We start from the raw sequence: 14,269 nt of genomic DNA on the forward strand, positions 1-14,269 counted from the left end.
AAGTTTAAAGCACGCGATAGCGGATCGTGTAGGCGTCCTGCGGCGCGACACTGCCGGTCACTGGCGAGGCGATGCGGTCGGCGAGGTGCCAAGGGCCGAACTGCTCGGAGCGATGCGGCTCGGCCGGCAGGCGGAGGCGGAATTCGAAAGTGCCTTTGCCGGGCAGGTTCACGACCAGCATGCGGTCGGCAGTGCGATGGTTGAGCGCGACCGCGCCACGCAGCAGCGCGTGGCCGTCCGGGAGGTCGCTGATCCCATCAACCAGCGCCAGCGTCTGGTTGCGGTCGGTGTGCAACTCGATCTGGGTGTCGGTGACGGCTGCCAGCGTCTCCCGGGGCATGCGGATCTCGAACTCGACCGCGGGCTTGGACGGGTTGAGGCCGAGATAGGCCGACGCGGCATGGCGCATGTCGAAGGCGGCAAAGGCGAACAGGGCCAGTGCGGCGAGTGTCGCGAGGCCATGCCTGACCACGTCGCGCCAGCTCCGGTAGCTCAGGCGGAAATACACCGTCATGGCCAGCGCGACCGCGAGCGCCGCGGCGATACCTGATAGCGCCGACATCCAGATGCCGAGCTGGCCGTCCGCGGATTCGGTCCAAAGGCTGGACAGGATGGTCATGATGGTCTCTTGGCGCTCTCTCGCCTTGCGGCCTGCAAAAGGGGGCCGAAATCGCTTTAACTATCGGCAGTTGGTCGCGGGATCGGGAACACCGGTTCAACTGGTTGATTGTCAGGACGAGGAGCGGCGGCTAAGGGACAGGTCCGGCGGCCGCCGCCGGATGGGAAAGCTCGGATGTCCATTCAAATGGTTTTGCTGCCTGTCTTCATGCAGGTCGGTCTCACCTTCGCGCTGCTGATCGGCATGGCGCTGGGGCGCCGGCGTGCGCTCGTCTCCGGCGAGACCAAGAGCCGCGACATTGCCCTCGGCGAGCCGAACTGGCCGAAGGGGGCCACACAGATCGCCAACTGCTACCGCAACCAGTTCGAGCTGCCGGTGCTGTTCTACGCCCTGATCGCGCTGGCGCTTCCCTTGCGCCATGCCGATCTCTTCATCGTGCTGATGTCCTGGGTGTTCGTGGTGACGCGCTTTGCCCATGCCGGGATCTTCGTCTCCTCGAACCAGCTCGGCCCGCGTTCCACGATCTGGCTCGCCGGCGTGCTTGTGCTGCTGGCGATGTGGATCTACTTCGCGCTGAAGATGCTGTTGTTGATCTAGGCCTTAGGTGCCGGATCTAATCTGAAAGATTCAAATGACTCCCGCTGCCCGGCTGTCCGCAGCCATCGAACTGATCGACACCATCGAGAAGGACCGCGTACCTGCCGCCAAGGCGCTGAAGGAGTGGGGCACCGCGCACCGCTTCGCCGGCTCCGGCGACCGCGCCGCCATCGCCGGCCTGGTCTGGGACGTGCTGCGCCGCTACGCCTCGAGCGCCTGGCTGATGGACGCCGATACCGCGCGGGCGCGGCTGATCGGCATGCTCCGCCTCGAGCGCGACATGGACACGGCGACCATGGCCGCGTTGTTCGATGGCGGCCGGTTCGCGCCGGCACCGCTGACCGAGGCCGAGCAGGCCGCGCTCAGCCATCGTTCGCTGAAGGACGCGCCGGCTGCGATTGCCGGCGACTATCCCGAATGGCTCGATCCGCATCTGACAAAAGTGTTCGGCGAGGACCGCGCCGCCGAGGCTGCCGCGATGGCGAGCCGGGCGCCGCTCGATCTGCGCGTCAACACGCTAAAATCCAATCGCGACAAGGTGCTGCGGGCGCTTGCTCATCTTCATGCGAAACCGACGCCATGGTCCGCAAACGGCCTGCGCATCGAGCTGTCGGCCGATGCGCGCAACCCCGGCATCCAGGCCGAAGAGGATTTCATCAAGGGCGGCGTGGAAGTTCAGGATGAGGGATCGCAGCTTGCGGCCGCTCTGACTGCGGCAAAACCCGGCGAGCAGGTGATCGACCTCTGCGCCGGTGCCGGCGGCAAGACATTGGCCCTCGCGGCGATGATGCAGGGCAAGGGCCGGCTGATCGCGACCGACAGCGACAAGCGGCAATTGGCGCCCATTCATGAACGCCTGTCGCGCGCCGGCGTCCACAATGCCGATGTCCGCACGCCCAAGGGCGAGGCCGATCCGCTGGCCGACATCAGCGCCACCGCCGACCTCGTCGTGATCGACGCGCCCTGCACGGGAACCGGAACCTGGCGCCGCAACCCCGATGCCAAATGGCGCATGCGTCCGGGCGCGCTGGAGATCCGCCTGCGCGACCAGCAAGAGGTGCTGGAGCGCGCGGTTCCGCTGGTCAAGGCCGGCGGCCGCATCGCCTACATCACGTGCTCGGTGCTGGCGGAAGAGAACGGCGAGCAGGTGAGGGCGTTCGTAGCGAAGCATCCCGAGTTCGCGGTGGTGCCGCCGGAGCAGACCGCGAGCGTGCTCTGGGACAAGGCCGAGGATTTTGCGCAAGCCGCGTTGCCGTCGCCGGAAGGCTGGCTGATGACGCCGCGGCGGACGGGGACCGATGGGTTTTTCGTCTCGGTGCTGCGCAAAGCGTAGCTCTCGTAGGGTGGGCAAAGCGAAGCGTGCCCACCAATTCTAGCGAGAACGCGGAGAGGTGGTGGGCACGGCGCAAGTGCGCCTTTGCCCACCCTACGGCACCGCGTGTGGGGCGCCATAGTTCCCCCAAAACAAAGCTCCCCCAAAACAAAAACCCCGCAGACCGGATCCCGGTCGCGGGGTTTTCTAACTCAACGTCCTGCCGGTACGTCCGCGGTCAGAACGGTGCGTAGGCGATTAGCCGACGCGGAGATTGTCAGCCGACGACTTGCCACTGCGGCGGTCGGCGACGATGTCGAACGAGACCTTCTGGCCCTCGTTGAGGGAGGAGAGGCCGGCGCGCTCGACGGCGCTGATGTGAACGAACACGTCCTTCTGGCCGTCATCCGGCTGGATGAAACCATAACCCTTTTGGGTGTTGAACCACTTCACGGTGCCCATAGCCATGGGAATTTCCTTTAGTTAGTTTGAGACAGTATGCACGCGGACCGGTACGCATCGATGCGCCCATAGTCCCTGATGAGTCGATGTTTTGGAGAAGTCATCTGAAGCGTGCGCGCCTGTCTTAGACGAGGCGAAGCGGCCCAGTCGTTCGGCCAAGTATCGATGATCACAATATAGCGAGAATTTGGGGCCACTTCAAGGCACCACCCGTGGACCGGCATGTCGCCGGACTTTGCTATTTTGCGGTGCAAATAAGCGGCTGCGCGCGGCCTCAGTCCACGATGAAAAGCGTGGCGCCCGACGCCGTCGAGGACCGGTGCGCGGCATCGCCGAAATCCGAGACCTGGTAGCTCATCCCGGCCGTCAGCTTGAACTTGCGCCCGTCGCGCAGCTCGCTGTCGAGCTCGCCCGCGAGCACATAGAGCACGTGGCCGCGATCGCACCAATGGTCGGCGAGATAACCCGGCGAATACTCGACCATCCGCACCCGGAGATCGCCGATGTTGAGCGTGCGCCATTTGGCCTCGCCGGTCTCGCCGGCATGCGTGGTCGGCTCGACCTTGCTCCAGTCGGTGACGGTGAAGGGGGAGGTGGGGAGTTTCATCTGGAATCCTGTGTCAGAGCCGGCGGCGCTGTTGTTAGCGCACACTGTTGCGACAGTCTGCGTCATTGCGAGCGAAGCGCCAGCAATAATGAGGTTGGGGCACGCTCTCGCCTCACTCGCTGTGTCATCGCCCGCGAAGGCGGGCGATCCAGTATTCCAGAGGCTGTGCCGTGATACGGAGAAGCCGCGGCGTACTGGATTCCCCGCTTTCGCGGGGAATGACATCGGTGGATGAGGCGGCACCGCCTGCACGCGACGCGCGTAGCATTCAATGCATCAAATGGTTCGCCGACCCCTGCACGATCAGCCCCGCATCATTCACCCGCAGATATTCGCAGATCTTCTTGCCCCGCTCGTTCGCGTAGAACACCACCACGCTGTCCGGGCTGACGAACAGATCGATCACCGTGAAATGCAGGTTCGGGATCAGCCCAAGCGCCTTGCCCCAATAGGCGCGCAAGCTCTCCTTGCCGCGCACGGTGCCGCTGGCGTCGAACCCGAGGGACGGGATTCGGTCTGAGGTCATCACGGCCGCCTCGTCATAGAGTGTGAGCACGCGCTCGAGATCGCGCGCGTTCCAGGCCTCGACCCAGGTCCGGCCGAGCGCGGCCAACGTTGCGGGCTGATGATGCTGTGACATGGCGTTCTCCCTGATCCGCCCCTCTTGTTGGCGAGGGGCATATTAGGTCAATAATACTTACCTATATCTGTTTGTCCATGCCCAAAGAAGAATGTGGGCGCGCAGCCGGCGCGGTTGCGGCTGGCGCTCCGCCAGCGTATTTGCTGGCCATGACAGCAGCACAGAACGACCGCTCCGCGTCGACGCCCTCGGTGGCCTCGGCGCACGACAAGATTCTCATCGTCGACTTCGGCAGCCAGGTGACGCAGCTGATCGCGCGTCGCGTGCGCGAGGACGGCGTCTATTGCGAGATCGTCCCGTTCAACAAGGCCGAAGAGGCCTTCAAGGAGATGAAGCCGAAAGCGGTGATCCTCTCCGGCGGCCCTGAATCGGTGCATGAGGCCGGCTCGCCCCGCGCCCCGCAATTGATCTTCGCCTCCGGCGTGCCCGTGATGGGCATCTGCTACGGCCAGATGACCATGGCGGAGCAGTTAGGGGGCACCGTCGAGGGCGGCCACCACCGCGAATTCGGCCGCGCCGATGTCGAGGTCAAGGCCGACAGCAAGCTGTTCGAGGACGTCTGGTCGTCAGGCAGCAAGAACCAGGTCTGGATGAGCCACGGCGACCGCATCACCAAGATGCCGCCGGGCTTCTCCGTCGCCGGCACCTCGCCGAATGCGCCGTTCGCCATCATCCAGGACGAGACGCGCAAATATTACGGCCTGATGTTCCACCCCGAAGTGGTGCACACGCCCGACGGCGCCAAGCTGATCCGCAACTTCGTGCGCAAGATCGCGGGGCTGTCAGGCGACTGGACCATGCGCGCCTTCCGCGAGGAGGAGATCGCGAAGATCCGCCAGCAGGTCGGCAAGGGCAAGGTGATCTGCGGCCTCTCCGGCGGCGTCGATTCAGCCGTGGCGGCCGTGCTGATCCACGAGGCGATCGGCGACCAGCTCACCTGCGTCTTCGTCGATCACGGCATGCTGCGCCTCGATGAAGCCAAGACAGTCGTCGACTTGTTCCGCCACCACTACAACATTCCTCTCGTGCATGTGGACGCGTCGAAGCAGTTTCTGGGCGAGCTCGAAGGCGTCACTGACCCCGAGACCAAGCGCAAGACCATCGGCCGCCTCTTTATCGAGGTGTTCGAGCAGGAGGCCAAGAAGCTCGGCGGCGCCGATTTCCTGGCGCAGGGCACGCTCTACCCCGACGTGATCGAGAGCGTCTCCTTCACCGGCGGACCTTCTGTCACCATCAAGTCGCACCACAATGTCGGCGGTCTGCCCGAGCGCATGAACATGAAGCTCGTCGAGCCCTTGCGCGAGCTGTTCAAGGACGAGGTGCGCAAGCTCGGCTACGAGCTCGGCCTCCCCGAAATCTTCGTTGGCCGCCACCCGTTCCCGGGCCCGGGCCTTGCCATCCGCTGCCCCGGCGACATCACCAGGGACAAGCTCGACATCCTGCGCAAGGCCGACGCCGTCTACATCGACCAGATCAGGAAGCACGGCCTCTACGACGACATCTGGCAGGCGTTTGCCGTGCTGCTCCCGGTGAAGACGGTAGGCGTCATGGGCGACGGCCGCACGTATGATTTCGTCGTGGGCCTCCGCGCCGTCACCTCCACCGACGGCATGACCGCGGACTTCTACCAGTTCGACATGAAATTCCTCGGCGAGACCGCCACGCGCATCATCAACGAGGTGAAGGGCGTGAACCGGGTGGTGTACGACGTGACGAGCAAGCCGCCGGGGACGATTGAGTGGGAGTGACACTCGCACTGAGCGTGTTATTCTCACTATCAATCAGAAGGGGGGAGAATGATCAAATCAAGCGGAGACGCGCTTTCGAAAATCATTGAGCAACTGCAGCAATTGGAAGACCTAGAGCGCGACCGGGTTATTCGCGCGGCGCTAGCCTTCTTTGGTGTCGAGCAGGATGTTGGCAATGGCAGTGACGGCTTGCGAAGAGAAAATCCGGCCGATGGCAAAGCTGGTCCCAAAATAATTCGCGAGCGGGCGTCTGGAGCGAAAGAATTCTTTGACAACAAAGATCCTCGGAGCAAAATTGAGGAATTGGCGGTAGCCGCGCGCTTTCGCGAAGAGACAGAAGACGTCCACACTAGTTCGCAAGAAGAGCTGAGATCTATTTTTGGCGCGGCTCGAAGGACGTTCGACGCTCATAATTTTAGACGCGATATAGATAATGCTAGAACGAAACGTTTATTCATGCGCGGCACCGGGCGAGACTCCGTGCAATTGTCCAGCTTTGGGCAGACCTTCGTTGATGCGTTGCCGGATCGCGAGAAGGTAAAGTCGCTTCGATCGAGTGTTAGACGGCGCGGTGGAGGAAGGAAGAAGAAATCACCCAAAAAGGCCAAGGCATAACTTGTGCGATCCATCATAGAAAACCAACTTGCGCTTCAGCTGGACGCCAAGTTGGTGCGCGAGTTGCTAGAAGCGCATGCTGAAGCGAAACGAAATTTCTATCTTGACCATTTGCGCCCCACCGAAGTCGAAGGAGGGCGATTTTGCGAAGCAGCCTTTCGAATCCTGGAGCTGGTCACGAAGGGCGCGTTCACGCCTCTGAATAAGCCGCTGACCAACTCCGATAAGATCATATCAGATCTTGCTAATCTAGATGCTTCGAAATTCAACGACTCCATACGGCTGCACATACCACGATCACTGCGACTCGTTTACGACATCAGAAATAAGAGAGATGCCGCGCATTTGGCGGATGGCATCGATCCGAATTTGCAGGATGCAGGCCTTGTTGTAGGTATACTTGATTGGGTTTTAGCCGAATTTATTCGGCTGTATCACAGCGTTTCCGCCGATGAGGCGTCCGAAATTGTCTCAGGGATTGTGAAGCGAGTTGCGCCTGTCGTTCAGAATTTTGATGGCTTTCTCAAGGTGCTCAACCCCGATCTGGGTGCGAGCGATCACTGTTTGGTGCTTCTCTATCAACGGGGAGATCAAGGCGCCACGTTCGAGGAAATCAGGGGCTGGGTACGCCCGGCGATGCGGGCCAACTTGCAGCGAACGCTCAATAGTCTTGTTGAGAAAAAAGATTACGCCCATCTTGCTGGCGGGCGAGATTATCGGATTACTCGTCTGGGCGAGCAATACGTGGAAGCAGAGCGCCTCATAGTGCCCTCCCAACTATTTTGAGTGACCGAGTTGCTGAGCCTTTTGGCGGATCAAAGGGTCCTCTCGTCTGACTAATTAGGGCGGAAACGATGGCAATTAGAGAGGAAGTTCGGCAAATCATTTTCATACTTGAAGAAGAGGGCTTTGGGGCGCTTGCTGGAGAGCTTTTGACCGAAATCAGTTTAGGGCGCGAAGTTGAGAAGGAAATCCCTTCGGACGAGCATGCCGATGGACGCGTCGATGTCGAGACGGTTGTCATACGTACTCCAATCGGGGAGGATGAACAGCTTCGTGAGGCGATGAACTTCATTCGCATGCGGTTGGTACAGCCGGTGCGGGCCTTCGCAGAAGCGGAGCGGATAGCCAGCGAATTATCTGACCAGCACAGCGTGCGGATCAGGTTTATCGACCCCGAGGATCGCGTAGAAGTCGAAGCTATCAGCCGACGTGATGTTGGCGATACTTCAGTCGCCGACCGGCTCGAGGCCCTGCTGGAGCGCCTTCCTTCAATGATTGAGCCACCGAACGTGGTTGGATCCTGATATGCCCTTGAGCGCTACTGCCGAAGCCGAACTGCGGCAGATGCTCCGCGATTTTCGCGCCGCGCATCTCGGCGCCGTGACACCTACAGGCGAGGGCAAGGCGCTTGAGGCGTGGGTCTTGATGAAGCTCGCCCACACAGTCTGGCAGTCAATGCCGGCTTGGCGAGTAACGCTATGCCGCGGCGATGGTAGTTCACTGCCGCCGGGCGCGACTTTTGATTTGCCGAGCCAACGGTCGAGAATTCAGCCCGCTAGTCCGACCGCACCAAGCTATGTCCTTCTGGAACACACGACCTACGAGGACCGCCGACTCGAACTGCGTGGGAGCGTCCAGTGGAAGGGGCGCAGCGGCGCGAAACACGAGATTGATGTGTCGGTTGTCCCGGCTGACATCGGGGAGGCGATCCGGGATAATGGCGGCGGATATCCTCACGGGCTCCCAATCGTGGCGATCGAATGTAAGGATAAGGGTGGTTTCGGTCCACTTGACGAAACCCGGCAGACTCTTGCTCGGATGTATGACCTAGTGCTTGTCACCCAACCGGTTTCAACTTGGTCCTGCCGTATATACGAGACGGCGACGAACACAAATTGGGGCAACAAGAGTTCGCGCTACATCTCCTTCTTCCAAAAAGGCACATTCGGAATTGTGAGAGCTGGCGGGTTTCAATCCGGCGCGGGAACGCTCGCTGCGCATTATTCGATTGAGCACTTTTCCGACGTCTACGCCGCTACGTCCGCCATCAATGTTCTTCTAGCCAGCTTCCGCCGTACCCTTGCTAGGATAAGCGAATTCTAGATTTTGGAGTTACGGTGACAGTGCATTTAACTATCGCGGGCCAAAGGAGGCTTGTGAGTTGAACGAACTGTCACCTTGATTCGACGTTTCGGGATTTTACTCTCGGGTCAAATCACACGGTCGTCGATCGATCACTGCTCCTTCCTGAACAAATCCTGGAAGATGAGCGGGCCCCAAATGCGGCCGCGCGCGTGCACCAGCGCGCCGCCGTCGTTGAGCCTTCCCAGCTTGATGGGTGCGAACCCGAGTTGTTTGGCCAAGGCCGCCACGGGAGTGATCGCGTCCTCGTCGTCGCTTGACAGAAAGACGACCCGGTGGCCGCCCTCGACGACGGGATCGGCAGCCAGCTTGGCCGCAGCCAGGTGATTGAAGCCTTTCACGAAGCTGGCGCCGGTGAACGCCTTCGCGACGAAGGCGGAGGACGTGAGACCGTCCAGCTCTTCAGGGGGAACGCCATACGCGTTCGTCGCGTCGATGATCGTCTTGCCTTTCCAGCTCGGCAGGGCCTTCGCAACCTCGCGGTTCTCGGCGAACGGCACCGCCAGGATGATCGTGTCGGCCTCGAGTGCGTCCCGCAGCGATTTGGCGACGACCGTGGGTCCAATCGCCCGCGCCTGCGGTGCCAACGCCTCGGGCGGCCGGCGGCTCGCGACTGTTACCTCGATGTTCTTGCGGGCGAAGGCGCGGGCGAGGGCCTGGCCTACCGGACCGAATCCGACAATCGCATAGCTCATGATCATTCTCCGATTTGTGTTGATATTGATTGTCCGGCCTCAGATGGCCGAGAAGCCGCCGTCGACAGACAGCTCCACCCCGTTCACGAAGCTGGAATCGTCAGACGCAAGAAACAGCGCGACCGCCGCAATTTCCTCGGGACGACCCATCTTTCCCCGCGGGATCAGCGACTCGAACATCCGCTTCGCTTCCTCGGTGAGAACCTGGTCCTGCATCGGTGTGGCGATGGGCCCCGGGCTCAGCACGTTCACCCGGATATTCCGGCCCTTCAGTTCGTTGAGCCAGGTGCGCGCGAATGAGCGTAGCGCCGCCTTGCTCGCCGCATACACGCCGTAACCGGGAAAACCTTTCACCGAAGCAACCGACCCGGTCATGAAGATCGATCCGCCATCGCGAAACAGCGGCAACGCCTTCTGCACCGTGAACAGCGTGCCGCGCGTATTCAGGCCGAAGGCTGCATCGAAATGCTGCTCGGTAATCTCGCCCAGCGGGACGGCTTCGCCCGTGCCGGCGCTCGCATACAGGATGTCGATCTTGCCCTTGACCCGCTTCACCGTGTCGAACAGGCGGTCGAGGTCCTCGAGATTGGCCGCGTCGCCGCGCACGCCGGTGACGTTCCGGCCAATCAGCCTGACGGCCTCGTCGAGCGCTTCCTGCCTCCGGCCGGTGATGAAGACATAGGCGCCTTCTTCGACGAACAGCCTAGCGCTCGCCAACGCCATGCCGCTCGATCCACCCGTGACGACTGCAACCTTACCCTCAAGCTTTCCCATGACTTCCTTTCAGACTCCGTCTTTGGTCGTTCGGGGACGCCCCCGAAGGATCTCGACATAGGTCTGCCGGCGTCAGGCGTTGAGTGCGGAAGCGCGCACACCGGTGGTGCGAAATCGATCCGGCTGGACAATTGGCGCCTGCCGCGACGATCGGTGTCCGCGGTTCGGAATTGGGACGTGCTTGCCGGCATGGGCTGTGATCGCCGCCCGTGCTACCCACATACGAGATGCTGTCCGATGTGCAGGACACGGGCATTGGAAGGCGCACCCCGGCGGTGCTGGATTGCACCATGATCGACTGGGATGACGTTCGCTACTTTCTTGCCGTCGCGCGTGGAGGCTCGGTGCGGGCTGCGGCCGAGCGCCTCGGGGTGAACCACTCGACCGTGCTGCGACGCGTCGCCCAACTGGAGGAGCGGCTCGGGGCGCTCATGTTCGAGAAGCTGCCGTCAGGCTACCGCTTGACGGCTGCAGGGGAGGAGGTCCTCGAGCTGGCGGACCAGATGGAAGCGTCGTCGCACCAGCTGGAGACGCGCGTCTTCGGCCGCGACCAGGGCGTGCGCGGGCTTCTGCGGGTGACGCTGGCACCGCCGCTGGCGACACACCTGCTCATGCCTGATTTCGCCGATTTCGCGCGTCTGCATCCGGATATCGAGATGGACATCCTGTCGTCCGGCGAGCTGGCAAATCTGACCAACCGGGAGGCCGACGTCGCGATCCGCGTCGTCTACGACCGCAAGACCTTGCCGCTCAATCTTCACGGCGTGAAGGGACCCGAGGTGTTCGGCGGCGTCTACACGTCCCGCGATCGACTAACCGCGTGGCGTGCGGGCGCGCCCGATCCCGTCAGGTGGATCGTCATCAGCATTCATGGAATTCCGGATTGGGCCAGCGAGGGTGAGGTTCGCACCACGGAGGTTCCGTTCAGGGTCACGGACGCCGGGGCGCAGATCGTGGCCGTGCGGCAAGGGCTCGGGATGACGACACTGCCGTGCTTCGTCGGAGATGCCGACCCCCTGCTGGTGAGGGTGCCGGGCACCGAGCTGCACATGTACGGAACGCTCTGGCTTCTCACCCAGGGAGAGACACGCAAGACCAAGCGCGTGCGGCTCTTCACCGAGTTCGTATCCCGCAGGCTCGCCGCGTACGCGCCGCTTCTCGCGGGACTGTCCGTATCGCGCGACTGATGCCATGATAGCGCGTAGGCGACACGGACAAGGGTACGTCGCGCAAGCCATTCCTTGACCCGCACACCGACGCTTTTCCACGACAGGCCAGAGTGACCATCGTATAATCGCAAGTCATGGCGGTGAACATATGACTGCCGACGACCTTGGAGTTTAACGTGAGGAGACATGGCGGTTTCGGAGGACAACAAATCTCTCGCCCGCTATTTGCGAGATGTTACGCAGGGCTCACCGACGGTTACCAAATATTGGGATGACGCCCGCGTCAGCGATGTCGACATCATGATCATCAAGGACGTCCCGGCAGGAGGCGTTTCCACCTATGCCAGCCTGGCGCTCTCTGACGCGAAGACAGGGCTGACGTCCGGCGACAAGGCCCTGGGCGTCGAGATCCTGCTGGCTCTGGCGACGGAATGCGCCGAGGGCGCCAATATGATCGCGACCTGCGCTTTCAGCATCAAGAAGAACGAGATCACACCCTTGCCCGGCGTCGTCATTCCGCGAGTCCTGGAACTATATGGCGAAGGGCGCGACATGAAGCACGCCATGCTCGTCTCTCCGTTCTCGTGGGAGCTGGAAGCGCAGTCCTTCCCGGCCAAGTCCGTCGCCTGGCTGCAGGTGCTGCCTATTTCCGACGCCGAGCGGGACTACGCGCTGGCGAACGGGTCCGAGGCGCTGGAGGATCTGTTCGAGGAACGACAGATCGACGTCTTCGACATCGATCGTCCCAGCGCGCTTTGAACCTTGATCGCCGCCATCTCGTGGACGCCTGCGCCACACCTCGTCTGGAATAGGATGATGAGGGACTTCGGCCCGATGAGTGTCGCTTCGCGTCGCTCTACCGCGGAGCCAATCCCGCACCGTTTTGAAACGCCAGCAGCCCAATGCAGAAGATCGCTGCGCCAACCCACAGCACCACGGGGACCAGGTATGGCGACGAGATGATTTCGAGCACGGGAAATTCCCGGTCTGAAACAAACCTTCTGTAGGCCACCCATGCGGTTGCGACGAGGGGCGTGAAGGCGACAACGAAGTAGAGCGCCCCCAGGATCCAGCCGAAGGCGGTCAGATCCTTGGATCGCGTGACCTCTCCTGCGAAGCCGAGCGCGGCAATTGAAACGAAAGCGCCCAACGCGCTGATGAGAAGCTCGGCGGCCAGGACGACGATCGATAGAGTTGCATGCATGCTTTGATTCCGTTTGAGAGTGGGATTTCCTTGAGGCCGCGGCCCGGATGGCCGGCGAGTGCATCAGCCACGATTGAAGTCCTCGAGGTCGAGGACGAAACGCTCGAAGTCCGGCGCCAGCTCGTGCATGTTCGGGAAGTCGGCGAGATCATCGCCACCATCATGCGGTTCGTTGTCGTGGTCCCAGAAATAGACCCGGCCGTAGGATGCCGGCTCGAGGCTCAGAATGAACAGATTGCCGCCGGGGTCGCGTCCGATCGGGCAGCATCTGACAGGAATGCGATCCATCGACCGCCGCATCTCGTATTGCTGGAGGATGCCCGATGTCGCGGTGCCCCGGACGGACAGGATGCGATCGAGAATCGTGACGTCGTTCTGGGTCTTGATCCGAACGCCGTCGATGCTGAACTCACCGCCGTCGCTCTGGGCCAGAAGCGCCTTGAAGGACTCGGGGAGCCTGGCACCCAGGGCCGCCTCAACACGGGCGATGTCCTGGGCTGAAGCCGGCGGATGGGTCACTTTGAGCAAAGGAAGGTAGTTCATCCGCACGTCAGCTTGAAAGGCAATGCCGGTCCTCGTGAGTCCCGAGGTTCCGACAGTCTAGCGCTTGGACGTAGGCGCTTGCAATCGTAGCGCGTAGGATGCGCGCTGTCTGCGAGGAGGCCGGGCATCGCCTGGCGTGCAAATCGGCGGGCCGTGCGGTGTGCTGCAAACCGGCCGCACTTTTATGGAAGAAGCCGCAGGATGGACATGAGCTTCGAACTGATGATGTTGGCAGCCGCAACCATTTGGGGCTTCCTTCAGCTGGTCGCCGCCGCGCAGGCCGCGAACGCGCAGTACGGCCTCAATTGGGCTGCAAGCCCGCGCGACGTCGAGATGCCTCCGCTCAAGCCCATCCCCGGGCGCATCAACCGCAACTTCCGAAACTACATGGAGACGTTTCCGTTCTTCGTCGCGGCGGTCCTCGTTGCTCAGACGGCCGGCGTCCACAATGAGCTGACCCATTGGGGATCGATCGCTTATCTCGGCGGGCGTATCGCTTACACCGCGCTGTATGTCTCCGGCATACCGCTCGTCCGCTCGCTGTTCTGGAACGTCGCTTCCTTCGGCATGCTCGCAGTTCTGGCCGCGCCTTTCCTGCAACACTGAATCCCGCAGGATGGCGACAGCGCAGCGAACCGCTCATTTGACGATGAAAATTGCGCTCAGCGGAAGTCCGGTGATGAAGGCCAGGACCGCGAGGTAGAGGAGCTTTGCCACGGGACGGCCGGCTTCGCGCGCCCGGCTCGGTTTTGCCGGATCGTAGTCCACCTCGACCTTCGCGCCGAGCCTGCGCGTGGTGTCGTTGCAGTTGAGGTCCGAGGTAAAGGTGAATTCGCGGCCGGATGCATCCTTGAAGCGGATGATCGGCCGATCGGGAGAATCGTCACCGGGATCGATGCCGACGACCGTGCCGGCCGCGCGGCGGCCTCTGCGCAGGATGACGAGATCGCCATAGAGGTGGATGAACAACAGGGTCGCAAAGCCCGCGGCGACCAGGAAGAAGTAGGTCTGTGGGACCGACGGATTGAACCCGACCAGTCGCGCGAGAGCCTGGAACGGCGTCAGCACCGCCTCGAACAGGGCGGATACATTCATCCAGAAATGATTCCAGATCTGCTGCAAGGTCGGTCTTCAACCTT

The 14,269-nt window shown here is 61.9% G+C and carries 19 protein-coding genes; 10 read left to right on the top strand and 9 right to left on the bottom strand.

The window, feature by feature from the left end:
* Nucleotides 1-4 precede the first annotated feature (4 nt).
* On the bottom strand, nt 5-619 hold the full coding sequence (locus I3J27_RS16005; protein ID WP_270171051.1) for an acriflavin resistance protein: 615 nt from the start codon (nt 617-619) through the stop codon (nt 5-7).
* Nucleotides 620-793: 174 nt separating this feature from the next.
* Between I3J27_RS16005 and I3J27_RS16010 the strand changes: the two genes are divergently transcribed.
* Nucleotides 794-1,216, top strand: coding sequence for an MAPEG family protein (locus I3J27_RS16010; protein WP_270171053.1), 423 nt, complete (start codon nt 794-796; stop codon nt 1,214-1,216).
* A gap of 34 nt (nt 1,217-1,250) precedes the next feature.
* Nucleotides 1,251-2,549, top strand: coding sequence for an RsmB/NOP family class I SAM-dependent RNA methyltransferase (locus tag I3J27_RS16015; RefSeq protein WP_270171055.1), 1,299 nt, complete (start codon nt 1,251-1,253; stop codon nt 2,547-2,549).
* A 237-nt stretch (nt 2,550-2,786) separates the two neighbouring features.
* Here the strand turns inward: I3J27_RS16015 and I3J27_RS16020 are convergent, their stop codons facing one another.
* The 3 genes from I3J27_RS16020 to I3J27_RS16030 form a co-directional block, all read right to left on the bottom strand.
* Nucleotides 2,787-2,996: a cold-shock protein gene (locus tag I3J27_RS16020; RefSeq protein WP_008141931.1), complete on the bottom strand. Its 210-nt coding sequence runs from the start codon at nt 2,994-2,996 to the stop codon at nt 2,787-2,789.
* Nucleotides 2,997-3,264: 268 nt separating this feature from the next.
* Nucleotides 3,265-3,597, bottom strand: coding sequence for a DHCW motif cupin fold protein (locus I3J27_RS16025; RefSeq protein WP_270171084.1), 333 nt, complete (start codon nt 3,595-3,597; stop codon nt 3,265-3,267).
* 268 nt (nt 3,598-3,865) lie between these two features.
* A complete protein-coding gene (locus I3J27_RS16030; RefSeq protein ID WP_270171086.1) occupies nt 3,866-4,237 on the bottom strand; it encodes a nuclear transport factor 2 family protein in 372 nt (123 codons plus the stop codon).
* Nucleotides 4,238-4,386: 149 nt separating this feature from the next.
* Here I3J27_RS16030 and guaA point away from each other — a divergent pair, with 149 nt between their 5' ends.
* The 5 genes from guaA (at nt 4,387) to I3J27_RS16055 (ending at nt 8,706) form a co-directional block, all read left to right on the top strand.
* Nucleotides 4,387-5,985: a glutamine-hydrolyzing GMP synthase gene (gene guaA / locus I3J27_RS16035; protein WP_270171088.1), complete on the top strand. Its 1,599-nt coding sequence runs from the start codon at nt 4,387-4,389 to the stop codon at nt 5,983-5,985.
* 48 nt (nt 5,986-6,033) lie between these two features.
* Nucleotides 6,034-6,600: a hypothetical protein gene (locus I3J27_RS16040; RefSeq protein ID WP_270171091.1), complete on the top strand. Its 567-nt coding sequence runs from the start codon at nt 6,034-6,036 to the stop codon at nt 6,598-6,600.
* Nucleotides 6,601-6,651: 51 nt separating this feature from the next.
* A complete protein-coding gene (locus I3J27_RS16045; RefSeq protein WP_270171093.1) occupies nt 6,652-7,386 on the top strand; it encodes a hypothetical protein in 735 nt (244 codons plus the stop codon).
* 68 nt (nt 7,387-7,454) lie between these two features.
* On the top strand, nt 7,455-7,907 hold the full coding sequence (locus tag I3J27_RS16050) for a hypothetical protein (protein ID WP_270171095.1): 453 nt from the start codon (nt 7,455-7,457) through the stop codon (nt 7,905-7,907).
* A gap of 7 nt (nt 7,908-7,914) precedes the next feature.
* The gene (locus I3J27_RS16055) at nt 7,915-8,706 is read left to right on the top strand and encodes a hypothetical protein (RefSeq protein WP_270171097.1); all 792 of its coding nucleotides are present in this window, start codon (nt 7,915-7,917) and stop codon (nt 8,704-8,706) included.
* Between the two features lie 131 nt (nt 8,707-8,837).
* Here the strand turns inward: I3J27_RS16055 and I3J27_RS16060 are convergent, their stop codons facing one another.
* Together I3J27_RS16060 and I3J27_RS16065 are read right to left on the bottom strand one after the other, a co-directional pair.
* Nucleotides 8,838-9,440, bottom strand: a complete 603-nt coding sequence (locus I3J27_RS16060) for an NADPH-dependent F420 reductase (protein ID WP_270171099.1) — start codon at nt 9,438-9,440, stop codon at nt 8,838-8,840.
* Nucleotides 9,441-9,479: 39 nt separating this feature from the next.
* The gene (locus I3J27_RS16065) at nt 9,480-10,214 is read right to left on the bottom strand and encodes an SDR family NAD(P)-dependent oxidoreductase (RefSeq protein ID WP_270171101.1); all 735 of its coding nucleotides are present in this window, start codon (nt 10,212-10,214) and stop codon (nt 9,480-9,482) included.
* 290 nt (nt 10,215-10,504) lie between these two features.
* Between I3J27_RS16065 and I3J27_RS16070 the strand changes: the two genes are divergently transcribed.
* A complete protein-coding gene (locus tag I3J27_RS16070; RefSeq protein ID WP_270171103.1) occupies nt 10,505-11,401 on the top strand; it encodes a LysR family transcriptional regulator in 897 nt (298 codons plus the stop codon).
* Nucleotides 11,402-11,569: 168 nt separating this feature from the next.
* The gene (locus I3J27_RS16075) at nt 11,570-12,142 is read left to right on the top strand and encodes a suppressor of fused domain protein (protein ID WP_270171105.1); all 573 of its coding nucleotides are present in this window, start codon (nt 11,570-11,572) and stop codon (nt 12,140-12,142) included.
* A 97-nt stretch (nt 12,143-12,239) separates the two neighbouring features.
* Here the strand turns inward: I3J27_RS16075 and I3J27_RS16080 are convergent, their stop codons facing one another.
* Nucleotides 12,240-12,587, bottom strand: a complete 348-nt coding sequence (locus I3J27_RS16080) for an Asp23/Gls24 family envelope stress response protein (RefSeq protein WP_270171107.1) — start codon at nt 12,585-12,587, stop codon at nt 12,240-12,242.
* 63 nt (nt 12,588-12,650) lie between these two features.
* Nucleotides 12,651-13,130 (bottom strand): SMI1/KNR4 family protein, encoded by a 480-nt coding sequence (locus I3J27_RS16085; RefSeq protein ID WP_270171109.1) that lies wholly within the window; start codon nt 13,128-13,130, stop codon nt 12,651-12,653.
* 201 nt (nt 13,131-13,331) lie between these two features.
* Between I3J27_RS16085 and I3J27_RS16090 the strand changes: the two genes are divergently transcribed.
* The gene (locus I3J27_RS16090) at nt 13,332-13,736 is read left to right on the top strand and encodes an MAPEG family protein (RefSeq protein ID WP_270171111.1); all 405 of its coding nucleotides are present in this window, start codon (nt 13,332-13,334) and stop codon (nt 13,734-13,736) included.
* Nucleotides 13,737-13,769: 33 nt separating this feature from the next.
* Here the strand turns inward: I3J27_RS16090 and I3J27_RS16095 are convergent, their stop codons facing one another.
* Complete coding sequence (locus tag I3J27_RS16095; RefSeq protein ID WP_270171113.1) at nt 13,770-14,252, bottom strand: DUF3592 domain-containing protein; 483 nt, start codon at nt 14,250-14,252, stop codon at nt 13,770-13,772.
* Between the last annotated feature and the right edge of the window lie 17 nt (nt 14,253-14,269).

The sequence above is a fragment of the Bradyrhizobium xenonodulans genome (assembly GCF_027594865.1).
GTDB classification, from domain to species: domain Bacteria; phylum Pseudomonadota; class Alphaproteobacteria; order Rhizobiales; family Xanthobacteraceae; genus Bradyrhizobium; species Bradyrhizobium xenonodulans.